The sequence below is a fragment of the Hydrotalea lipotrueae genome (genome assembly GCF_019249625.1).
In the GTDB taxonomy this organism is placed as follows: Bacteria; Bacteroidota; Bacteroidia; order Chitinophagales; family Chitinophagaceae; genus Hydrotalea; species Hydrotalea flava.
The window spans coordinates 101,682-123,266 of sequence record NZ_JAESDL010000006.1 but is presented as its reverse complement, the minus strand read 5'-3'; the positions used below and the strand labels follow the sequence as shown (position 1 = coordinate 123,266).

Below are 21,585 nucleotides of genomic sequence, written 5' to 3'. Positions count from 1 at the left end.
CAAATTGTCGCCCCCGCACAGCGGTTTTACCATTCTATGCTTTCTTTCTTCATCAAATCATCCAATGGGCTACTAATGTTTACCAAATTTCGTTTGCTTACATGTAAATACCGTTCCGTTGTCTTTATGTCAAAATGCCCCAGTAGATCCTTTATATAACGTATATCCGTTCCTTTATCAAGCAGGTGTGTGGCAAAACTGTGCCGTAAACTATGCACACCTACCTCTTTTTTAATGCCCGCCTTGGTTTTGGCATTATTAAATATTTGCTGCACCGTACGGGTGGGGTAGGCGGTATTGGTTTGTTCAGATTCAAACAAGTATTCTTTTGGCTGCGGCCTGTACTCACTAAGGTATTTTCTTAATATATCCAATAATACAGGGCTTAAGTTTACATACCTGTCTTTTTTGCCCTTTGCTCGCCGCACAAAAATTTGCATACGGCTACTGTCTATATCCGATATCTTTAATTCCACAATTTCACTTACCCTTAAACCGGCACTGTATGCAGTAAATAACATGGCTTTATGTTTTTTATTAGATAGTGCATTAAACAACCTTCCTAATTCTTTTTCATTTAATAGTTTAGGAAGCAGTAAGGGTTTTTTGGGCCTGGGTATTTCCCAAAAAAACTTTTCACGACCCAGCACCTGTTCAAAATAAAATTTTAATGCATTAAGCCTGCTATGAGCTGTGTTTTCACTTATTCCCTCTTTTTCTATTGTATAAACCATATAGCGGCGTAGCTCATCTGCAGTTAATGTATCTACATTCTTTTGTTTTATAGTTTGCAGCAACCGGCCAAATTCGTTTCGGTATGTTTTTATGGTGGAAGGGCTATAGGCCTTTAAAGTTAGTTGCTGCACAAGCATTGCCATTGCTTTATTATTTTCATTGCTTATTATGGATGTGGCCTGGCTCGTAATTTTGGGTTTGTTTGCTGCAGGTTGCATAGTGGTGTTCCCTGTTTCTTTTTTTTCTATGATATATTTTTTTAGAGCTGCATTATTAATAGAAGCATGGCAGCTTAATGTGTCCATAATTAATTGATAGTTGTTGCGGTTTAGCGGCAAATACCAGCAGGTATGTGTCCTGCTCCATTTAATACCTGGTATTTTTTTTACTATTCCGTTAAGCCGGGTATCTACTTTAAAATAAATGCCAATACATTCAGCATTTCGGTGCTCCAGTATTTTAAGAACAATTATTTGCATATCTAAAATAAAATAATAGATGTTTATAATTAATACTACCCTCCTTTCAACCTTCCCATTACCTTCCTCCAAAACAGTGATAAAATTCCCTCTCTCCGCTGTTAAAATTGATAACAGACTACAACTGACTGATTTCTCGTCTATCTGCCCCTTTTCTTTTTATTCATAAAAGTAATATAGCTGGTACAAAACTACTTCTAATTGAATGGCTGAATAAGATGCCCTATTTTATATGTTAATTATCAATCATACAATATTTAAGTATTAAAATGTCACTAACAAAATAGTTCTACGTATTGTTTCCGGAACTGTGTACAATACCATTATACCATTATATAATAAACAACTTCAGTAACACATACCATAATACGTATCAATTAATCCAATATGGTCAGCCAAACTGAAAAGGTATTGGTTACTACAGTTAAATCAACAATCGCAATTGCAAAAAGTATAATAAAAAAAGTACCAACCGCTTGCAACCATGCGCCTTTTAAAACTTCCTGATAATATTGTTTAGCAAATAAAATTAATTGTTCATTAGTGGCATTAAGCGGAGGTACTGTATTAATACCAAACGAATTGCCAGTCATAAGAACATCTAAAATTCCTACAATTGCGCTATCAAAATAAATTTTCGTATAATTGTTTTGCCTGTCATAAGAAAACATTAAAATTATTTAATTGAGAAGTGTCAGTTTATACTTGCCACCACTCATAAATATACCATAATTCTGAAGTTATTATATTATAAATAAAAAATATTATTATACTTATTTTCAAGGTATTATAACGGTTCCATGAAATACATATACACATTTTTACACGCTTTCGTAAAGCCAACCCTATACGCTCTTTATTTTACACATTTTTTTTAACGGCTTTATACAGCTTCGCTTTCCTCACCCACACAGCCCAGAGGTTTATTGTTTTTCCCTTTCTATTAAGATTAAATATATACCTTTTAGCATTATGCACCAAATTTTTTATATACATTTTTTACTCCATTAGGGCTTTTTTTCTCCTCCCTCAAATCCATCCTGCTTCCATACAACATCAATTCAACAGCGTTGCGCAACGCTGTTGATAGGTATTTCTATCAAATATAGCTGCCTTACATTAGGTCTTCTTTATTGTTATAAACACCGGTATTTTTTTCACAAAAAACCTGCTCTAAAATTTGGAAACGGGGGTTGCGTGGTTGTATATTGTATACAAAAAAGTCAATATTATATGGCTACCATTCCCTATACGTATATTTCGGGTACTTTTAACGGCCTTACCTTTTATGTGGTCAACGGTCGGCAAATGGTGCGTACCAAAACCTCTATTAATAAAAAAAGGTTTTATGCCGATTCGGCTTTTGCCCGCTTGCGGCAGTACAGTGCATGGCTGCAAATAGCATCGCCTATTGCCAGTAAAATATACCGTCAACTGCCGCCGCAAAAGGGGTTACAACAACAAATCACAGGCCAATTGATGCAATGGCTGAAAAAAGGTGTAGCGCTGGCAGTGGCAGTGCAACGGTTAATAGATGCCTATTTGCCAAAACAGTAGCTTCCATTCCTGCCGTTGGTGATGCTACTGTGGTGGATGTGGATGCGCACCAAATTGTTCAGGCATACAGATTCGAACGCTTCCCTGCAGGTTTTAAATGGGCTGCCTCTGCGTACCGGTTACACGGGCAGGCAGTACCTAACCACAATATAAGTTGGCCATACTTTGCTTGTTGATTGCTGCGGAACGAATAGGCGGAAAAGAGGTTGAATCATCTGCCTTTAGGCTTTTCTTGAATTGACTCTATGAAGTGCATATAATGGTATTTCATTGCTGTTTATCCAATTAATCCCGCAGCTTTGCTAATGGCCAGCATGCGGTCTAAGGGCTTTTTGGCGGCTATACGCAAATCCTCTTCCATGGTAATTTCAGGTAATTCGTATAATAAGGTATTGTACACTTTTTCCAGCGTATTCAGCTTCATATACGGACAATCGTTGCAGGCACAATTGTTATTGGGCGGTGCCGGTATAAAGGCTTTACCGGGATTATCTTTTTGCATTTGATGCAGGATACCAGTTTCGGTGGCTACAATATAAGACTGAGCGCTATCGGTATGGCTATATTTTAATAATTGGGTAGTACTTCCTATAAAATCGGCCATGGCTAAAACAGATTCTTCACATTCAGGATGGGCCAATAATTTAGCTTCGGGATGCCTTATTTTTAATCGGGTAATTTTTTCTACACTAAATATTTCATGTACCTGGCAGGCACCATTCCACAACAACATATTTCGGCCTGTTTTTTTGTTTAAATATGAACCTAAGTTTTTATCAGGTGCAAACAAAATAGGGGTATCAGGCGGCAGATCTGTGATAATTTTTTCTGCATTGCCCGATGTGCAAATAATATCACTCAGGGCTTTTATTTCGGCGGTGCAGTTGATGTAAGAAATCACTACATGATCGGGATGTTTGGCTTTAAATTGTTTGAATAATTCAGTTGGGGCACTGTCGGCCAACGAACAACCGGCTTTTAAATCGGGCAGTAAAACCTTTTTATCTGGATTCAATATTTTGGCGGTCTCTGCCATAAAATGTACGCCGGCAAATAAAATAATGGCTGCATCGGTTTGTGATGCCTGTTTGGCCAATCCCAAACTATCGCCAATATAATCGGCAATATCCTGTATATCGGGTTCCTGATAATAATGAGCCAGTATAATGGCATTTTTGTGTTTTTTGAGTTGTTCAATTTCCTGGAACAAATCTACGTGCAGATCAATATCCACATCTAAAAAACCTTTTGATAATAAGTTGGCTTTTGCTTCGGCAATGTTCATAACTCGGGTAGTAATTCTTTAATAATATATTTTTATAAAAACCCTATTACTATTACGGGTGTGTATATCGGGATAACTTTGTTATCAACAATGTGTAAAGTTAATTATTCTTTAGTTATCCCTATGCTTTCACAGATTATCCACACCGTGAAACATAAGTGATTGCTGTATTGATGGGGTTTATGCACGCAGGTGTATTGTATTGTTTTACTATATTCACTTTTTTGGTTTAACAGGTTATGCACTGTGTATGAACTGGTGATGGTTTGTGTGGATTACACTGAATTTTCAGTATATCTCTTTTTTACGCTTAGTTATTCTTTTTTTAAGCACAGTGTTTTTATCCAAAAAACGATTTTCTAACAGGTTTAAAAGGGATGTACACAGACCAGTGTGGATAAATTTTTTGTATATTGATTACTATTTTTATTTTATATAATAATTTTACTAATTAATTTATTTTATTGTGTTACTTTTGCTGTTTTTTTTTATTTACTGTGTTTATTTTATCTTGATGCTATCATAAAAAAAAGGCTGCTTCATTTTAATAAAGCAACCTTTTTTATGGAATGGATGGATATTAGTTGGTTTTTGGTCTTTCTAATAACTTAAAGAATTGATCCAACTGTGGTAAAATAATAATTCTGGTTCTGCGATTTGCAGCTCTTCCTTCTGGAGTATTGTTTGAGGCAACGGGCACGTATTGACCGCGTCCTGCAGCCGTAATTCTTTTTGGATCAATGCCATAATTATTTTGTAAAATACGTATTACTGAAGTGGCACGTTTTACACTTAAATCCCAGTTATCTAATAATAATCCGTTTCTAAACGGAATACTGTCTGTATTGCCTTCTACCATAAATTCTATATTGGGTTGGTTATTGAGTACCTTGGCTACTTTACCCAATACTACTTTAGCCCGGTCGGTTACATCGTAGCTGCCGCTTTTAAACAATAGTTTATCAGAAATATCAATGTACACTACATCTTTATCAACTTTAATATTAATATCACTATCCTCTAAATTACCTAATACGCCTTTTAAATTCATCACCAATGCCATATTCATGGAATCCTTTTGTGCAATAGTGGTTTGTAATTGTTGTATGTAACTGTCTTTAGAACTCATATTATCCATTGATTTTTTAATACTTTCTGCCTGAGATGCCGAAATAACCGACAAATCTTTTAATTGATTCAATACCTGTGTATTGTTTTGTTTCAAAAAATCTACCTGCTTGTTTAAGTCACCAATTTGCCCTACCAGAATACTTTTTTGATTTTGAAGGCCTTTGATTTCATCGTCTGAAGCGCTCAAATTTCCCTGGCAGTCGCGGTACTTCTGTTGCAGTTCTAAATACGCACCATTCAGTTGATTGTATTTTTCTTCCGACTGTCTGAGTTTTTTCGGGCTAACACAGGCAAACAATAATACTGTACAGGATAGAGCGAGGAGGCTGGTTGTTTTCATGATGACAAAACTGTTTAATAGATTAAAAAATAATTAATTTATAATGTAAATTTATTCCCTTTTTACTTTACATAGTATCCGGCTTTCTCAATTTCTATTCGAACGGGTTCCGGTACTAAGTAGCGAATGCTTTTTTTCTCCTGAATCAATTTGCGGATATAGGTTGCAGAAATATCGAGCATGGGTGCTTTTAATACCGTTATTCCTTTGGGTAGGTGGTTGGGTAAAGAATGATCGGGTCGCAGGTACACCAATAAGGGATATTGCTGCATTAATAATGTATGGTTTTTCCATTTGTGGATGTTTTCAAAACTATCACTGCCCATAATCACAGCAAATTGATGTTGCGGATATTTTTCGCTTAAATAAGTTAAGGTATCAATGGTATAAGAGGGTTTGGGTAAACCAAATTCCACATCCGATACTTTCAGTTGCATATCATCTGCTGCAATGGCCAAACGTGCCAAATGTAAACGGTGGAATTCGTTCAGTAAACCCGGTGCAGGTTTCAAAGGGTTTTGTGGGCTTACTACCAACCAAACCTGATCTACCGGACCATGATTGGCAATATGACTGGCAATAATTAAATGGCCGTGATGAATAGGGTTAAAAGAGCCAAAGTACAGCCCAATTCTCATGAATGTGTTTTTTTTTCGTTTGTGATATTATCAATCATAATGGCTGCCGCTTCATTTAACCGGAGGCTTAAAGAATAACCGGCAACGGAAATGGAAATGGGATCGCCTAATGGGGCAATTTGTTCTACCTTAATCATTTCTCCCGGCACACAACCCATTTCCATCAGCTTAATGAATAGCTCATCGTTTTTAAATGTGGTAATGGTGCCTTTGTCTCCAATCTTCAACTGACTCAATGGTTTCATAATGGGATGTAATAGGTTGTGAATTTTTTACAGTTTGTTTATTTGAGTGGTCTATACAAAATAGACATTCTGCTGATGTTTATAAAACACAAAAGTAAACCCATTTTATCGGGTTTAATTACGAATTTTGGTTTTAACCATCTATTAGAAACCATGCCTATTATTTATTTTCATGCAGCAGACAGGCCTTTTTACTGGAAGAACAAAACCCTATTAAAAACTTTTCTTACTACCATTTTTAAAAAAGAAAAACATTTGGGCAAACGGGTGGATTATATTTTCTGTTCCGATGAACACCTACTGTTTATGAACCAGCAATTCCTGCAACATGATACTTATACCGATATTTTAACGTTCAATTTAACTGAAGAACCTGCTTCCGGTATTGTAGCGGAAATTTATATCAGTACCGATCGCGTGAAGGAAAATGCTGTGCAACATGGCACCACATATCAGGAAGAACTACTCCGTGTGATGATACATGGTATCCTGCATTTATGTGGGTATCGCGATAAAACGGCAAGCGAAAAGACCTTGATGCGGGAAAAAGAGGCCTTTTATATCAATGCTCTTGAATCCATTTCCCAATAAATCCTACCCGTTTCACGTGGAACAAATTAGTGTGATTGAATGGAGTGGTTTCACGTGGAACAATTCCATGCATCCATAAAACCCCTATTCGGGTGTACATTTGCAAAAAACAAAACAAGATGTTTGCTGAATACGATGTGATTGTAGTAGGTGCCGGACATGCCGGTTGTGAGGCTGCTGCCGCCGCTGCCAATATGGGCAGTAAGGTTTTATTGATTACCATGAATATGCAAACCATTGCCCAAATGAGCTGTAATCCGGCCATGGGGGGTATTGCTAAAGGACAAATTGTACGGGAGATAGATGCTCTGGGGGGCTATAGCGGTATTGTAACCGATAAAAGCATGATTCAGTTTAGAATGCTGAATAAGAGCAAAGGACCGGCCATGTGGAGTCCAAGGGCACAAAACGACCGTATGTTGTTTGCCGCCACTTGGCGGGTAATGCTGGAAAACACACCCAATGTAGATTTTTACCAGGATATGGTACGCCAACTCATGATTCACAACAACAAAGCCTGTGGGGTAATTACCCAATTGGGTCATGAAATTAAGGCCAAAGCAGTGGTAGTAACCAGCGGTACTTTTTTAAATGGGGTGATTCATATAGGTGAAAAACAGTTTGGCGGTGGCCGTGTGGCCGAAAAAGCGGCTATCGGTATTACCGAACAATTGGTAGCCGAAGGCATGGAAAGCGACCGATTGAAAACTGGAACACCCCCAAGGGTTGATGGTAGAAGTTTAGATTATACCAAAATGGAAGAACAAAAAGGGGATGACACCATTACCGGATTTTCTTATTTACCCCATGTACCCATTCGCCCCGAACAACAAAAAAGTTGCTTTATTACCTATACCAATACCACCGTTCATGATATTTTAAAAACAGGATTCGATAGAAGTCCGATGTTCCAGGGTAGAATTGAAGGTATAGGCCCAAGATATTGCCCCAGTATTGAAGACAAAATTAACCGATTTGCAGAGCGCGACAGGCACCAGCTATTTGTAGAACCCGAAGGATGGCATACGGTAGAGATCTACGTAAATGGTTTTTCTACTTCTTTACCTGAAGAAGTACAAATACAGGCACTAAAGCAGGTTCCCGGATTTGAAAACTGTAAAATATTCCGCCCAGGTTATGCCATTGAATATGATTTCTTCCCCCCTACTCAATTAACCCATTCATTAGAAACCAAAACCATACAAAACCTGTTTTTTGCCGGCCAGATCAATGGTACCACCGGTTACGAAGAAGCCGCCTGCCAGGGTATTATGGCCGGTATCAATGCCCACTTAAAAACCAAAGCCGAAGCGCCATTTATTTTAAAAAGAAGCGAAGCCTATATTGGGGTGTTAATTGATGATTTAATTAGTAAGGGCACCGAAGAACCCTACCGCATGTTTACCAGCCGCGCCGAATTTAGAACACTGCTGCGGCAGGACAATGCTGACCTGCGCCTTACCGAAATAAGTTACCGCATGGGCCTGGCTGGTCAGGAAAGAATGGACCGGGTACAACAGAAAAGAATTGCTGTAGCTCAAATTACTGAACAACTGCAACAATACAATGTAGAACCAGATACGATAAATGATTATTTAGAAAGCGTTGCCTCTGCCCCATTGAATGAAAAACAAAAAGCGGCTAAATTATTATTGCGCCCTTCGGTTAATCTTTCAGCAATGTTACAAAGCTTGCCTGAACTACAGGCTGTTTTCAACAACAAAGATGCCGACCATTTAGAGCAGGCAGAAATTCAAATAAAGTACGAACGTTATATTGCTAAAGAACAAGAACTGGTAGAAAAAATGAGCCAAATGGAAGATTTAATCATTCCGGATAGTTTTGATTACGATAGGCTGCAAGCCCTTTCCTCTGAAGCCAGACAGAAATTTAAAAAAGTAAAACCACGAACCATTGGGCAGGCCGGTAGAATTAGTGGCGTAAATCCCAGCGATATTCAAATACTCATGGTGTATATGGGCCGATAATTCCTTAATTTTAAGGTATTCATCTAAACAAACACTTATGCACAAGAAAATTTGGTTACCTGCATTATTGCTAATGCTGATGGCCGCCGGTGGTTTAATGGCCTGTCATACATCGCCTAAATCTGTTACCGTACAAGAATACTTTGCACCACAAGATTCCGGGGTACAAACCGCCGGAATTAAAATGATCCCTATTCAAACCCCTGTGGGCACTTTTCGGGTATGGACCAAACGGATTGGTAACAATTCCACCATTAAAGTATTATTGTTACATGGCGGTCCGGCTATGACGCATGAATACTTAGAATGTTTTGAAAGCTTTTTTCCCAAAGAGGGATTTGAAATGATTGAATACGATCAGTTAGGCTCTTATTACAGCGACCAGCCCACCGATAGCAGTTTATGGACACTGCCCCGCTTTGTGGAAGAAGTAGAACAGGTTAGAAAGGCATTGGGATTGAATAAAGATAATTTTTATTTGCTGGGTAATTCTTGGGGCGGCATTCTGGCTATGCAATATGCCCTGAAATACCAGCAAAACCTGAAGGGATTGATTATTTGTAACATGATGAGCAGTTGTCCGGATTACGGCAAATATGCCGATCAGGTACTGGCCAAACAAATGGATCCAAAAGTATTGGATACCATTCGTGCCATAGAAGCCCGCGGCGATTATAAAAATCCCAAATACATGCAACTGCTGTTACCCAATTTCTACAAACAGCACCTGTGCCGTTTAGCCGAATGGCCCGATCCGGTAAACCGCGCCTTTAAACATGTAAATGAAACCATTTATACCATGATGCAGGGCCCTTCAGAATTTGGCATTGCAGGCCGCTTAGCCAATTGGGATATCAAAGACCGCCTGAAAGAAATTGTCGTACCTACTTTGGTGGTAGGCGCCAAATACGATACAATGGACCCCGACCACATGAGCTGGATGAGCAAACAGGTACAACATGGCCGCTATTTGTATTGCCCCGAAGGCAGCCATTTAGCCATGTGGGATGACCAGCAACATTTTTATCCCGGCGTTATCAGCTTTATTAAAGAGGTGGACAATGGCAATCTTAAATAATATAATATTTTAATATAATTAAAAGCGAAGAGTTTTTCCCTCGCTTTTTTTATGGCGTTAACTGTAAAAATCAGGTTTATCACCGAAAAAATGATGAGCGGTTTTATTCCTAAATCAAAAATAGTAGCTTTAAACATCCTTACTTCAAAACCAAAGATTATGAGAAAAGTACAACTTCTGCTACTGGGGCTTATTATTGGCCTACTGGTACATGCACAGGAAACCTTTCCGGTAAACGGGGTAGCAGACCCCCGAACCCGAGCGTATGCGTTTATTAATGCCACCATTGTTAAAGATGCGCAAACCACCCTTAACAATGCCACTTTATTGATAAAAGAGGGCAAGATACTGGCAGTTGGCAATGCAGTAACCATACCTGATGATGCGGTAGTAGTAGATTGCAAGAACAAATACCTTTACCCTTCGTTTATAGATGTCTATACCGATTATGGCGTAACCGAACCCATCCGTCCTTCCGGCGGCTTTAATTATATGGCTCCCACCCAGTTTACTTCGAATATCAAAGGCGCTTATGGCTGGAACCAGGCCATTAAGCCACAGGTAAATGCCATTGATCAGTTTAATGCCGACGATAAAAAAGCCGAATCCTATCGGATGATGGGTTTTGGTACCGTATTAACCCATGTAAAAGATGGGATAGCCCGCGGAACCGGTACAGTGGTTACTTTAGCCAATGAGGCCGATAATTTTGTGGTAGTGAAAGAAAAAGCATCTGCCCATTATTCCTTCAGCAAAGGCAGTTCCACCCAAAGCTACCCTACCAGTTTAATGGGTTCCATAGCATTATTGCGCCAAACCTATTTAGATGCCAAATGGTATAAAAATAAACCGGCCACTGAAGGTACCAATTTGTCTTTAGAAGCCTGGAATAATATTCAGTCGTTACCACAAATATTTGAAGCAGACGATAAATGGAACGATTTACGTGCCGATAGAATTGGGGATGAATTTGGAGTACAATATATTATTAAAGGTGGTGGTAATGAATATCAGCGCATGCCCGAAATAATTGCTTCTAAAGCAACGTATATTTTACCGCTTAATTTTCCCCAGGCATTGGATGTAGAAGACCCCAACGATGCCCGCTTTGTGTCGCTGGCCGATATGAAAAACTGGGAACTGGCTCCCACCAATCCCGCTGCTTTTGAAAAAGCCAATGTGCTTTTTTGTTTAACCACCAGCGATTTAAAAGATGTAAAACAATTTATGCCCAACTTACGGAAAGCCATTGCCGATGGTCTTTCTGAAAAAACCGCATTGGAAGCATTAACCAAAATACCCGCTACCCTGCTGAATGTGTACGATAAAGTAGGCAGCTTAGATGCAGGTAAATTAGCCAACTTTATTATTACCACTGGTCCGGTATTTGATGAGAATACCAAAATAGTTGAAAACTGGATCCAGGGAAAAAACTATGCCATTAACCCTGCAGAATGGAACACCGTTAGTGGAGAATATACTTTGACGATTCATACACCCAAGGGAACACAGCAATACAATTTGTTGGTAAAAAATAGCACTACTGCACAAATACTACAAGCCGATACCGTTGGTGTGAAATTGAGCTATGATGGTAAAGCAGTAAAAATGCAATTTGCTTTGGAAGGCAATAAAAAAGCTGAAGGCGAACGCCCACACCGAACCGGACAATATTTATTAAGCGGCCTGGCACTGAAAGAAAACTGGAGTGGTACCGGAAAAGATGATATGGGCAATGCCTTTACCTGGACAGCCACCTATACCAAACCATTACCTGCAGAAACAGCCAATAACAGAAAAAGAATGCAAAGCAGACCAATGGCAAAAGTAACCTATCCGTTTGATGGTTATGGCTTTGAAGAAATGCCGAAACAACAAACCCTGCTCATTAAAAATGGTACGGTATGGACCAACGAAAAAGAAGGGGTAGTTACCAATACCGATATATTAATTAAAAATGGCAAAATATCCAAAGTGGGTAAAAATTTAAGCGACCCCTCAGCCAAAGTAATTGATGCAACCGGTATGCACGTAACACCGGGCATCATCGATGAACACTCGCATATTGCTGCTGCCTCAATTAATGAAGGCGCACAATCTGTTACTTCTGAAGTAAGAATTGGCGACAACCTGAATCCTGACGATATTAATATTTACCGCCAGTTAAGTGGTGGCGTAACTACCTCGCATATATTACATGGATCGGCCAATACCATTGGCGGCCAAACCCAATTAATTAAATTACGGTGGGGCGCCGATGATGAGCAGTTGAAGTTTGCAGGCGCTGATCCCTTTATCAAATTTGCATTGGGCGAAAACGTTAAACGCACCACATCGCCTGCCAATAACCGTTTCCCTGATACACGTATGGGGGTAGAACAGGTATTGGTAGATGCCTTTACCCGTGCATTGGATTATGAAGCTGCCATGAAAAAAGATCCTGCAGGTACCCGGAGAGATTTGGAATTAGATGCATTGGTCGAAATTCTCAATAAAAAACGATTTATCACCTGCCATTCCTATGTACAAAGCGAAATTACTTCGGCAATGCGGGTAGCAGAACGTTTTGGTTTTCGTTTCAACACCTTCACCCATATTTTAGAAGGATATAAAGTGGCCGATAAAATGAAAGCACATGGTGCCAACGCTTCTACCTTCTCTGATTGGTGGGCGTATAAAAATGAAGTAAAAGATGCCATTGCATACAATGCTTCTATTATGCATAAAGTAGGATTGAATGTTTGTATCAATTCAGATGATGCAGAAATGGCACGCCGTTTAAATCAGGAAGCAGCCAAATCAATTAAATATGGCGGCATGAGCGAAGAAGATGCTTTGAAAATGGTAACCATTAATCCCGCCAAAGCTTTACATGTAGATAACAAAGTGGGCAGTATTAAAGAAGGCAAAGATGCAGATATAGTAATTTGGTCAGCAAATCCGTTGAGCATTTATGCTTCGGCACAAAAAACCATTGTGGATGGTATTGTTTATTTTGACAGGGAAAGAGATGCACAATTGCGAAAAAAAATTCTGGAAGAGCGCAACCGCCTTATTCAGAAAATGATTGGTGAAAAAAGAAACGGCACTCCGGTAATACCGGCACAACCCAGTTGGCAATATGTATTAAGTTGTGGTGATCACGACCATCATGATGGCATGATAACAATTGATATTAGCGAAGATGATGGTATTTCATCCGCCACTTTAGAAACCATTTCTCAAAACAAATAAATCAATTCATTCCAATCATAGAATGAACCTTACATCAAAAAATTAGGAATCATGAAAAATATTAAAATAACCCTCATACTTGCAGCCTTGTTCCTGATGAACGCTGCCGCCTTTGCGCAAGATGATGTTTTGCCTGCAAAACCCTATATGGGTCGGTTGTTTATTACCAATGGTACCGTACATGTTGGCAATGGCAGTGTAATCGATAAAGCTACTATTGAAGTAAACAATGGAAAAATAGTGGCAATACATACCACAGAAGTTACCATACCTGCCGATGCCAAAAAAGTAGATGCTACCGGCAAACAGGTATATCCCGGCTTAATTTTATCCAATACCGATTTAGGTTTAAAAGAAATAGCCAATGGCGTACGTGGCAGTAATGACTATTTAGAATTGGGCGACCTGAATCCGAATGTACGGTCTATAGTAGCTTATAATACCGATTCAAAAATCATTAATACACTTAAAGCCAACGGTATACTATTGGCGAGTGTAACACCCGAAGGCGGCAGCATTAGCGGCTCCTCTTCTGTTGTACAATTAGATGCCTGGAATTGGGAAGATGCCGCTTATAAAATGGACAATAATATTCACATGAATATGCCCAGCTTTATTCGTCGCCCCGGTAGAAGATTTGGTGCCGTAAACCCAGTTAATATGACCGACCCCGCTAAAGCTGCCTACGAAAAAATAGAAGAATTGAAAAACTTTTTTCGTCAGGCTAAAGCTTATTTGGCAGAAAGCAAACATGCACAAACCAATTTAAAGTTTGAAGCCGTAAAAGGCTTGTTCAATCAAAGTAAACATTTGTTCGTTCATGCTGATCAGGTAAAACAAATGCTGGCTGCCATTGATTTTGCAAAAGAATTTGGATTTAAAGTAACCATTGTAGGCGCCAGCGATAGCTACCAGATTGCCGATTTATTGAAAGCCAATGATATTTCAGTAATTTTAAATCAGGAACACGCCTTGCCTACAACAGAAGATGATGATGTAGACCAGCCCTATAAAACCCCCGGCGAATTGCAAAAAGCCGGCGTTTTATTTGCTTTGAACGATGCATTTGATGAAGCCCGATACCGCAACCTGATGTTTAATGCCGGAACGGCAGCTACTTATGGATTAACCAAAGAACAGGCTTTACAAGCCATTACCCTAAACAGCGCCAAAATTTTAGGCATTGATGACAAAACCGGTTCTATTGAAGCAGGAAAAGATGCCAATATTGTTGTAAGTGATGGAGATATATTAGATATGCATTCCAGCATCATCCGCCATGCCTTTATTCAGGGTAGAGAAGTGAGTTTAGAAAACAAACAAACCGAACTGAACAGAAAATATTTAACCAAATATGGTTTAACGCAGTAGTGGAGCCCAATATGCACAAAAACCAAAAAGAGGTTGCCACACCACAAATGGCAGCCTCTTTTCTTTTTCGCCTCCGCGCATTTCTATACCTTAGCTGTTATGCAGAAAAAATTGTTTTTATTAGATGCGTTTGCGCTCATTTTTCGCGCTTATTATGCATTGATACGCAGCCCCAGAATAACCAGCAAAGGCAAAAATACCAATGCGCAGTTTGGATTTACCAATACATTAATTGAGTTAATGAACAAGGAAAAGCCTACCCATTTGGCCGTATGCTTTGACATGGAAGGGCCTACCGAGCGGCACACCGATTTTGCAGATTATAAAGCCAACCGTCAGGAAACTCCGGAAGATTTACTGGCTGCCATTCCTGATATAAAAAAAATTATACAAGCCTTCAACATTCCCGTTATCGGTATTCCCGGTTATGAAGCAGATGATGTAATTGGTACACTGGCCTGGGAAGCACACGATGCAGGCTATGAAGTATTTATGGTAACCCCCGATAAAGATTATGGCCAGTTGGTACGCGATGGCATTACGATTTATAAACCGGCCTACCAGGGGGGTAATGTAGAATTGATGGGCCCGAAAGAAGTTTGTGAAAAATGGAATATCGATAGCATTAGTCAGGTAGTTGATATGTTAGGTTTAATGGGCGATGCAGTAGACAATATTCCCGGTATACCCGGAATTGGCGAAAAAACAGCCGCCAAATTATTAAAAGAATATGGCACGCTGGAAAATGTATTGGACAACGCCGACAATATTAAAGGAGCACTGGGTGAGAAAATCAGAGCCGGGAAAGAAAGCGCCATCATCAGTAAAAAATTGGCTACCATTATTACCAATGTGCCGGTTAGCTTTCATGAAGAAAATTTTCGATTAAAGCCATTCGATAAAGAAAAACTAATTGAAGTATTTACCGATTTAGAATTTAAAACCTTAGGCAAAAGAGTATTGGGAGAAGATTTGCCCGCATTTACCACTGCGCCGCAGGCCATACAAACCGATTTGTTTGGTGCACCGGTGGCTACTCAAACAAACAATGGTAGCAAACCGACCACCTACGTCAGCCCTACACCGTCAGTTGAAAATTTTGGAATAAAAGACAGCAGCAATACAGAACACACTTATCATTTAGTGAACACACCTGCTGCTATTCACAATTTAGTGGGAACCTTATTGCAGCAAAAAGAAATAGCATTTGATACCGAAACAACAGGCTTAGATGCAAATCTGGCGCAAATGGTAGGTATGAGTTTTGCCTATCGCCCACACGAAGCCTTTTACGTACCGGTGTCCAAAGAAAAAATAGCCGCCGCTGCATTGTTACAACAGTTCCTGCCACTATTTAATCATGAAGCTGTTTTGTGGATAGGCCAAAATATTAAATACGATTTATTGGTTTTAAAATGGCAGGGTATTGAGTTAAAAGGTAAAATTTTAGATACCATGTTGGCTCATTATGTAATTGAGCCCGATGGCAAACACAATATGAATGGATTGAGCGAACAGTATTTACATTATCAACCCATTTCTATAGAAACACTGATTGGCAAAAAGGGTAAAGGGCAAGGCAATATGCAGGATGTAGAATTGGAAAAGATAAAAGAATATGCGGCAGAGGATGCTGATATAACCCTGCAATTAAAACAGGTTTTGTTGCCGTTGGTAAAAGAAAAACAAGTGCAGCAGGTATTGGACCAGATAGAAAATCCGCTGGTGCCCGTACTTACCCGGATGGAATATGAAGGCGTAGCCGTTGATGTTGATTTTTTAAATGCTTACAGTAAAACCTTAGCCACCGAAGCCAAAGCGGCAGAAGAAAGCGTGTACCAACAAGCCGGCGTTCGGTTTAACCTCGCCTCACCCAAACAATTGGGCGAAGTGTTATTTGATAAACTGCAATTAGACCCATCTGCCAAAAAAACAAAAACCGGCCAATACCAAACAGGTGAAGATGTATTGACCAAGCTGGCGGCAAAGGGCCATAAAATTGTAGAAGATATTCTGGCATTCCGGGAGCTCACCAAACTGAATTCTACCTATGTAGAGGCGCTGCCTGCATTAATTCACCCCATCACCGGGCGGGTACATACCTCCTATGCACAGGCCGTAGCTGTAACCGGGCGGTTAAGTAGCAACAATCCCAATTTGCAAAATATACCCATCCGCAGTGATCGGGGCCGGGAAATCAGAAAAGCTTTTATTCCCCGTGAAAAGAACCGATTTATAGTAAGTGCCGACTACTCACAAATTGAATTACGCATTGTAGCTGCCATTAGCGGCGATACCAATATGTGTACTGCCTTTAAAGCCGGAAAAGACATTCATACCGCAACGGCAGCGAAAGTATATGGCATTGATGAAACAGCCGTAACCAAAGAAATGCGCTACAAAGCCAAAAGTGTAAATTTTGGCATTATTTATGGTCAGGGTGCTTTTGGTTTAGCCGATAATCTGGGCATTTCCCGTACCGAAGCCAAAGAAATTATCGACAATTATAAAAAAGAATTTCCGGGCATTACGGCCTATATGGAAAATACCATTGCCTTTGCACAAAAGCATGGTTATGTAGAAACACTGATGGGCAGAAAGCGCTGGTTAAAAGACATTAATTCCGCCAACTTTACCGTTCGCGGATATGCAGAACGCAATGCCATTAACTCGCCTATACAGGGAACGGCAGCAGATATGATTAAATTGGCCATGATAAAAATAGATGCCGCCCTGCGCAAAGAAAAATTTAAGTCGGTGATGATTTTACAGGTACACGATGAGTTGGTTTTTGATGTGGTACCCGAAGAATTGGAAATGATTCAGCCCCTTATTTTAAACAACATGCGGGAAGCATTGATATTGCCCAACAAAATACCCATTGAAGCAGAAATAGGCATTGGTAAAAACTGGTTAGAAGCACATTGATGGATGGTGTATGGCAAACAAATATGGAATAACAGAATTTAAAACAATGGAACAGAAAGGCATGTCCGTAAATGGCAAAACCATGAATCAACAAGGGAAAGCCGGAATATGGTTAGGGTTATTGTTAGGAATGATTACAACCTTCTGGGGCTGTAAACCTGAAAAACATTATACCCATCCGCACGTACAAATTGAAACAACTTTAGGATATATTGAATTAGAATTATACCCCGAAAAAGCACCTAAAACAGTAGCAGCTTTTTTGAGTTATGTAGACTCCGGTTACTACAAAAGAGCCAGTTTTTATCGTGTGTTGAACGATTTAAACCAACCCATGAATGCGCCCAAAACCGAACTGGTACAGGGTGGAATCTGGAAAACCAATAATCAATTGGCCACTTCGGTACCCGGTATACCGCACGAAAGTACCAAAGCAACCGGTTTGCGGCATGAAGCAGGTACCGTATCCTTAGCCAGAATGGCGCCGGGCACGGCAGGCACAGAATTTTTTATTTGTATGGAACGAGAGCCCGGACTGGATTATGGCGGCGCCAATATGGATGACAAACAGGGCTTTGCAGCTTTTGGTAAAGTGGTGAAGGGGATGGATATTGTTGAAAAAATTTACAATGGGAGCGATTATAACCAGTACCTCGATCCGCCGATCGTAATTTTTAATATTCGGCGCTTATAAAAATGCGCACTTTAGCAATAGCAGCGTATTTGGTATTTAAATAAGCCAACCTTATTGTTTTTTCAATTCCATTTTTTGAATATTACCTTGACCGTCGGTAGTTTTCCAAACCTGGTATTTGGCTTTATTGGTAACGATAATCCATGATTTTGGGAACTGTGCATTATCGCTGTTCAATGTAATGTTTTGTCCGTTAATTGTCCAGGTAAAAGGTTTTTGATCGTTGGTTTGGTTACCCAAAATAGAATAACTCAGCGATTTTATACCGCTGCCATCTTTCTTAAACTGAATGGTACCCACATTACTGGCTTCTGCATTCTGCTGATTGATATTGGTTTCCTGAAATTTTACAATATTCCAGGTTCCGGTTAATCGTTGTTGTAAACTGCAGGAATTTAGTAATAATGTGGCTACCACAATTGTACTGAGGGTTTTTATTTGTTTTTTCATAATAAAAAATTTTATTTTTTCTTAAAAACAGGCACAGTACTGCAAGGTTCACCGTACATGATGCTTTTTACTACCGGCCGTAATTGTTGTGTGATGGCTACATACATGGCTTCGGGTATGGGGGTTTCTCCACAACCTTTAATTACTACCCGTTTATTGGTGTATTCAGAAACGGGTATGGCTTTAATTTTCTGCAGCCAGGCCCATTCCAAAGCTTTATCGGTTGTTCCCCAAAAAATATCTTTTGCTACCGGCGTTAAATAAGCACTTACCAGCATGTAGGCCCACATGGGAATGATGGCATCGGCACTGCAATGAATGGCTACAATGGCGCCGGTATATTGTTCCCAGTTTACTGCTTGTAAGTTGGTTCTGAAATCTTTTTCTTTTAAAATCAGCCCCATGAAAAGATACTCTTTCAAATCGAAAGAGCGTAGCGGTTCGCTGGGCGAAAAACCGGCTAAATCCAAAGTAATTAATCCGCTTTCAGCTACCTTATTAACAATGGGTTTTTCCATATTTTAATGTTATTATCATCACAAAGATACAATTTGTTATGGGGGTGGTTTTTCGTAATACGATAAAAAAAGGCTTCCGGAAACAACCGGAAACCTTTTGAAGTATTTGATAAAAAAGAATGAACTAATAAAACTTGCTGCGGTAATCTTTTACTACGGCCGATTTGCGTAGGGCATCCATACCTCTGTAAATAGCCATTCGTAATGATTGTAACAGGGTTTGCTGAATGGTTTGTGCTTCTTCAGGTGTTGAAGGTTTGCTATTAAGAGCATCTACCTGTAATGCAAAAACACCATTACTGCCGGCAACGGGCGGCGTAACTTTATTGAGATAAGATTTGTTAAAAGAAGCACCGGTAAATTTAGCATCGTTACCAATGCCGGTAATAAACGGACTGCTAAAAGAAACGCTATCTGCTTTTTGAACAGAACTACCGGTGGCGGTTGCATACACATTTAAATCAGCCCCTGCTTTAAACTTGGTGTCTAATAATATTTTCGCTTTCTTTTCATTGCGTACTATGGGCTCAATCAGCGGTCTTAAAACGGCTGCTGGCGGTAAGCCCGGTTTAATGTCTGCAATAACAATAGGAACCACATAATTATTGCCAATTCTTACCGGTTCTTCTTCTACATTACCTACACTATGGTCATAAATCCAGCGTACTAACTGGCGGCTATCACCCAAATTGGGAATATTGTAATCGTTCTCTTTAATGTCTTCAGCCGTTAAAATAGGTTTATTCATTTTAGCAGCAGTAGCATCAAAATCTTTTTTGTTTTTGCTGAGAGAGGCAAACTGAGCTGCTGCATTTACGGCTGCGGCATCGGTTTCATTGCTAACGATAATGGGTTTAGCATAATAAGCAATTTTGTAGGCAGGAGAAGAACCTTTTTGTCCCAATACTTCTACATAATGTAAGCCATATTCGGTGGTAATAACCCCTTTGCTACCCACGGGTTTTTCAAAACTAAAATCATTGAAGGTAGGAACCATGCGTCCGGTAGTAAAATAATCGTATACACCGCCGGTGCTTTTGTTACCATCATCAGAATATTTTAAGGCAACAGAATCAAATGGAACACCAGCCTTTAGCTGCATTTCAACGGTGTCCATAATTTTACGGGCGGCGCTATCTTCTCTCACTCTTTGTAATACACCTGATTGCGGGTCTTGCTGGTGGGTGGCCACTAAAATATGGCGCACTTTTGCAGAATCAGGTAATTGTTTAACAGCAATTAGTTTAGCAATTACATATTCATTCCCATCTAAATAAGGACCATACACACCATTAACAGGTAATTTAGCAATAGAGTCAATGCTTTTTTGTTTGATTTGATTTTTAGAAATAAAGCCATCATAAAAAGGCAAATCAGATGTGTTTTGTGCAAAGAAGGTGTTGATGTTGGTATTGGTAGCCAAATCTGCTTTTTTGGCCAGCACTTGTTGAAAGGCTGCCATTGAATCGGTCGCACTTGGGTTGGCATCAAAGGTTACATAAGCAATACTGCGGGTTTCTTCATCGTGTTTGTATTCATCTTTATGTTTGCTGGCATAAGCCATAATTTCATCGTCACTTACTTTAACAGAAGAGTCGGGTATGGCACTATAAGGCGTATATACATAAGAAACGTTGGAGATTAGATTGTTATCGGATGCGGTTTTGGTAACCAACCATTTAGGAACATACATGGCTTGTTGCAACAAAGCCTGATATTTGGCCTGTAAAGCCTGTTGAATGGCCGGCTTAATATAAGCCTCTTCTACCTGCGCCATTTGTTGTGTATTCTTCGATTTTTTCAATTGTTCAAAAGCTGATTTAGCTTCATCCACCATAAACATACCGGTTTTAGGGTCAGTAAATTCCCGTTTTAACGGCGAGGTCATGGGGTTAAATAAAATATCGCTCACTTCTTTTGCCGTTACAGTAAGTCCTAGTTTTTTGTATTGCTGATCCATAATAATGGAAGCCACTTCATTATTCCATAACTGGGCAATGGTTTGTTCGCGATTGGCGCCACGGCCACCATACATACTTACTTTTTCTTCAAAGTCGGCACGCTCAATACTTTGGCCATTTACTTTACCGATAACCGTAGTATTGGAAAAGAAATTTCCCCTGCGAAATGAACCATCCTGCAGAATAAACGCCAGTAATGCCAGTGCAATAATGCCAAAAACAAACCAGGCTCCTTTGTCGCGTATGCGTTGAATAACAGACATAACTATAATTGTTAGTAATAAATTTTATAAGGATGGCAAAAATAGGGGATTAAGTTTATTGCACAAATTGTGGAAAAATTACCAAAAGGCAATGTGGTT

17 protein-coding genes are annotated in these 21,585 nt (G+C 39.5%); 8 read left to right on the top strand and 9 right to left on the bottom strand.

All coding sequences use genetic code 11. The features are described 5' to 3' along the window. Positions 1-26: 26 nt before the first annotated feature. Both JK139_RS05955 and JK139_RS05950 read right to left on the bottom strand, forming a co-directional pair. Positions 27-1,214 carry a tyrosine-type recombinase/integrase gene (locus JK139_RS05955; RefSeq protein ID WP_218330804.1) on the bottom strand — a complete coding sequence of 396 codons (1,188 nt, stop codon included), beginning with the start codon at positions 1,212-1,214 and terminating at the stop codon, positions 27-29. Between the two features lie 377 nt (positions 1,215-1,591). Beyond that, positions 1,592-1,885 (bottom strand): hypothetical protein, encoded by a 294-nt coding sequence (locus JK139_RS05950; protein ID WP_074418430.1) that lies wholly within the window; start codon positions 1,883-1,885, stop codon positions 1,592-1,594. 562 nt (positions 1,886-2,447) lie between these two features. Between JK139_RS05950 and JK139_RS05945 the strand changes: the two genes are divergently transcribed. Next, a complete protein-coding gene (locus JK139_RS05945) occupies positions 2,448-2,771 on the top strand; it encodes a hypothetical protein (RefSeq protein WP_218330803.1) in 324 nt (107 codons plus the stop codon). 277 nt (positions 2,772-3,048) lie between these two features. Here JK139_RS05945 and nadA read toward each other — a convergent pair whose 3' ends face one another. The 4 genes from nadA to JK139_RS05925 form a co-directional block, all read right to left on the bottom strand. After that, positions 3,049-4,056 (bottom strand): quinolinate synthase NadA, encoded by a 1,008-nt coding sequence (nadA, locus tag JK139_RS05940; protein WP_218330802.1) that lies wholly within the window; start codon positions 4,054-4,056, stop codon positions 3,049-3,051. 580 nt (positions 4,057-4,636) lie between these two features. After that, complete coding sequence (locus tag JK139_RS05935) at positions 4,637-5,527, bottom strand: OmpA family protein (RefSeq protein ID WP_218330801.1); 891 nt, start codon at positions 5,525-5,527, stop codon at positions 4,637-4,639. Between the two features lie 62 nt (positions 5,528-5,589). Then, on the bottom strand, positions 5,590-6,165 hold the full coding sequence (gene nadD / locus JK139_RS05930) for a nicotinate (nicotinamide) nucleotide adenylyltransferase (RefSeq protein ID WP_074420920.1): 576 nt from the start codon (positions 6,163-6,165) through the stop codon (positions 5,590-5,592). Further along, positions 6,162-6,410, bottom strand: coding sequence for a FeoA family protein (locus JK139_RS05925; protein WP_074418424.1), 249 nt, complete (start codon positions 6,408-6,410; stop codon positions 6,162-6,164). The genes nadD and JK139_RS05925 overlap by 4 nt, the downstream gene beginning before the upstream one ends. 75 nt (positions 6,411-6,485) lie before the next feature. Between JK139_RS05925 and ybeY the strand changes: the two genes are divergently transcribed. The 7 genes from ybeY (at position 6,486) to JK139_RS05890 (ending at position 18,294) form a co-directional block, all read left to right on the top strand. Then, positions 6,486-7,001: an rRNA maturation RNase YbeY gene (gene ybeY / locus JK139_RS05920; RefSeq protein ID WP_228733139.1), complete on the top strand. Its 516-nt coding sequence runs from the start codon at positions 6,486-6,488 to the stop codon at positions 6,999-7,001. Positions 7,002-7,120: 119 nt separating this feature from the next. Then, the gene (mnmG, locus tag JK139_RS05915; RefSeq protein ID WP_218330800.1) at positions 7,121-8,989 is read left to right on the top strand and encodes a tRNA uridine-5-carboxymethylaminomethyl(34) synthesis enzyme MnmG; all 1,869 of its coding nucleotides are present in this window, start codon (positions 7,121-7,123) and stop codon (positions 8,987-8,989) included. Between the two features lie 37 nt (positions 8,990-9,026). Continuing rightward, the gene (locus tag JK139_RS05910) at positions 9,027-10,067 is read left to right on the top strand and encodes a proline iminopeptidase-family hydrolase (RefSeq protein WP_074420922.1); all 1,041 of its coding nucleotides are present in this window, start codon (positions 9,027-9,029) and stop codon (positions 10,065-10,067) included. Positions 10,068-10,226: 159 nt separating this feature from the next. Beyond that, positions 10,227-13,301: an amidohydrolase family protein gene (locus JK139_RS05905; RefSeq protein ID WP_218330799.1), complete on the top strand. Its 3,075-nt coding sequence runs from the start codon at positions 10,227-10,229 to the stop codon at positions 13,299-13,301. A gap of 51 nt (positions 13,302-13,352) precedes the next feature. Further along, positions 13,353-14,672: an amidohydrolase family protein gene (locus JK139_RS05900; RefSeq protein WP_218330798.1), complete on the top strand. Its 1,320-nt coding sequence runs from the start codon at positions 13,353-13,355 to the stop codon at positions 14,670-14,672. Positions 14,673-14,771: 99 nt separating this feature from the next. After that, positions 14,772-17,600 (top strand): DNA polymerase I, encoded by a 2,829-nt coding sequence (gene polA, locus JK139_RS05895; protein WP_218330797.1) that lies wholly within the window; start codon positions 14,772-14,774, stop codon positions 17,598-17,600. 46 nt (positions 17,601-17,646) lie between these two features. Then, entirely contained in the window at positions 17,647-18,294 is a 648-nt protein-coding gene (locus tag JK139_RS05890) for a peptidylprolyl isomerase (protein ID WP_228733138.1), read from the top strand. Between the two features lie 51 nt (positions 18,295-18,345). Here JK139_RS05890 and JK139_RS05885 read toward each other — a convergent pair whose 3' ends face one another. From JK139_RS05885 to JK139_RS05875, 3 genes are all read right to left on the bottom strand, one after another. Then, positions 18,346-18,744, bottom strand: coding sequence for a lipocalin-like domain-containing protein (locus tag JK139_RS05885; RefSeq protein WP_218330796.1), 399 nt, complete (start codon positions 18,742-18,744; stop codon positions 18,346-18,348). Between the two features lie 11 nt (positions 18,745-18,755). Next, the gene (locus JK139_RS05880; RefSeq protein ID WP_218330795.1) at positions 18,756-19,262 is read right to left on the bottom strand and encodes a DUF2480 family protein; all 507 of its coding nucleotides are present in this window, start codon (positions 19,260-19,262) and stop codon (positions 18,756-18,758) included. Positions 19,263-19,386: 124 nt separating this feature from the next. Then, entirely contained in the window at positions 19,387-21,486 is a 2,100-nt protein-coding gene (locus tag JK139_RS05875) for a peptidylprolyl isomerase (RefSeq protein ID WP_218330794.1), read from the bottom strand. Between the last annotated feature and the right edge of the window lie 99 nt (positions 21,487-21,585).

Bases quoted from the DNA above. Each gene is read 5' to 3' on its own strand.
- JK139_RS05955 (WP_218330804.1), bottom strand. From the start codon at position 1,214: ATGCAAATAATTGTTCTTAAAATACTGGAGCACCGAAATGCTGAATGT.
- JK139_RS05950 (WP_074418430.1), bottom strand. From the start codon at position 1,885: ATGTTTTCTTATGACAGGCAAAACAATTATACGAAAATTTATTTTGAT.
- JK139_RS05945 (WP_218330803.1), top strand. From the start codon at position 2,448: ATGGCTACCATTCCCTATACGTATATTTCGGGTACTTTTAACGGCCTT.
- nadA (WP_218330802.1), bottom strand. From the start codon at position 4,056: ATGAACATTGCCGAAGCAAAAGCCAACTTATTATCAAAAGGTTTTTTA.
- JK139_RS05935 (WP_218330801.1), bottom strand. From the start codon at position 5,527: ATGAAAACAACCAGCCTCCTCGCTCTATCCTGTACAGTATTATTGTTT.
- nadD (WP_074420920.1), bottom strand. From the start codon at position 6,165: ATGAGAATTGGGCTGTACTTTGGCTCTTTTAACCCTATTCATCACGGC.
- JK139_RS05925 (WP_074418424.1), bottom strand. From the start codon at position 6,410: ATGAAACCATTGAGTCAGTTGAAGATTGGAGACAAAGGCACCATTACC.
- ybeY (WP_228733139.1), top strand. From the start codon at position 6,486: ATGTTTATAAAACACAAAAGTAAACCCATTTTATCGGGTTTAATTACG.
- mnmG (WP_218330800.1), top strand. From the start codon at position 7,121: ATGTTTGCTGAATACGATGTGATTGTAGTAGGTGCCGGACATGCCGGT.
- JK139_RS05910 (WP_074420922.1), top strand. From the start codon at position 9,027: ATGCACAAGAAAATTTGGTTACCTGCATTATTGCTAATGCTGATGGCC.
- JK139_RS05905 (WP_218330799.1), top strand. From the start codon at position 10,227: ATGAGAAAAGTACAACTTCTGCTACTGGGGCTTATTATTGGCCTACTG.
- JK139_RS05900 (WP_218330798.1), top strand. From the start codon at position 13,353: ATGAAAAATATTAAAATAACCCTCATACTTGCAGCCTTGTTCCTGATG.
- polA (WP_218330797.1), top strand. From the start codon at position 14,772: ATGCAGAAAAAATTGTTTTTATTAGATGCGTTTGCGCTCATTTTTCGC.
- JK139_RS05890 (WP_228733138.1), top strand. From the start codon at position 17,647: ATGGAACAGAAAGGCATGTCCGTAAATGGCAAAACCATGAATCAACAA.
- JK139_RS05885 (WP_218330796.1), bottom strand. From the start codon at position 18,744: ATGAAAAAACAAATAAAAACCCTCAGTACAATTGTGGTAGCCACATTA.
- JK139_RS05880 (WP_218330795.1), bottom strand. From the start codon at position 19,262: ATGGAAAAACCCATTGTTAATAAGGTAGCTGAAAGCGGATTAATTACT.
- JK139_RS05875 (WP_218330794.1), bottom strand. From the start codon at position 21,486: ATGTCTGTTATTCAACGCATACGCGACAAAGGAGCCTGGTTTGTTTTT.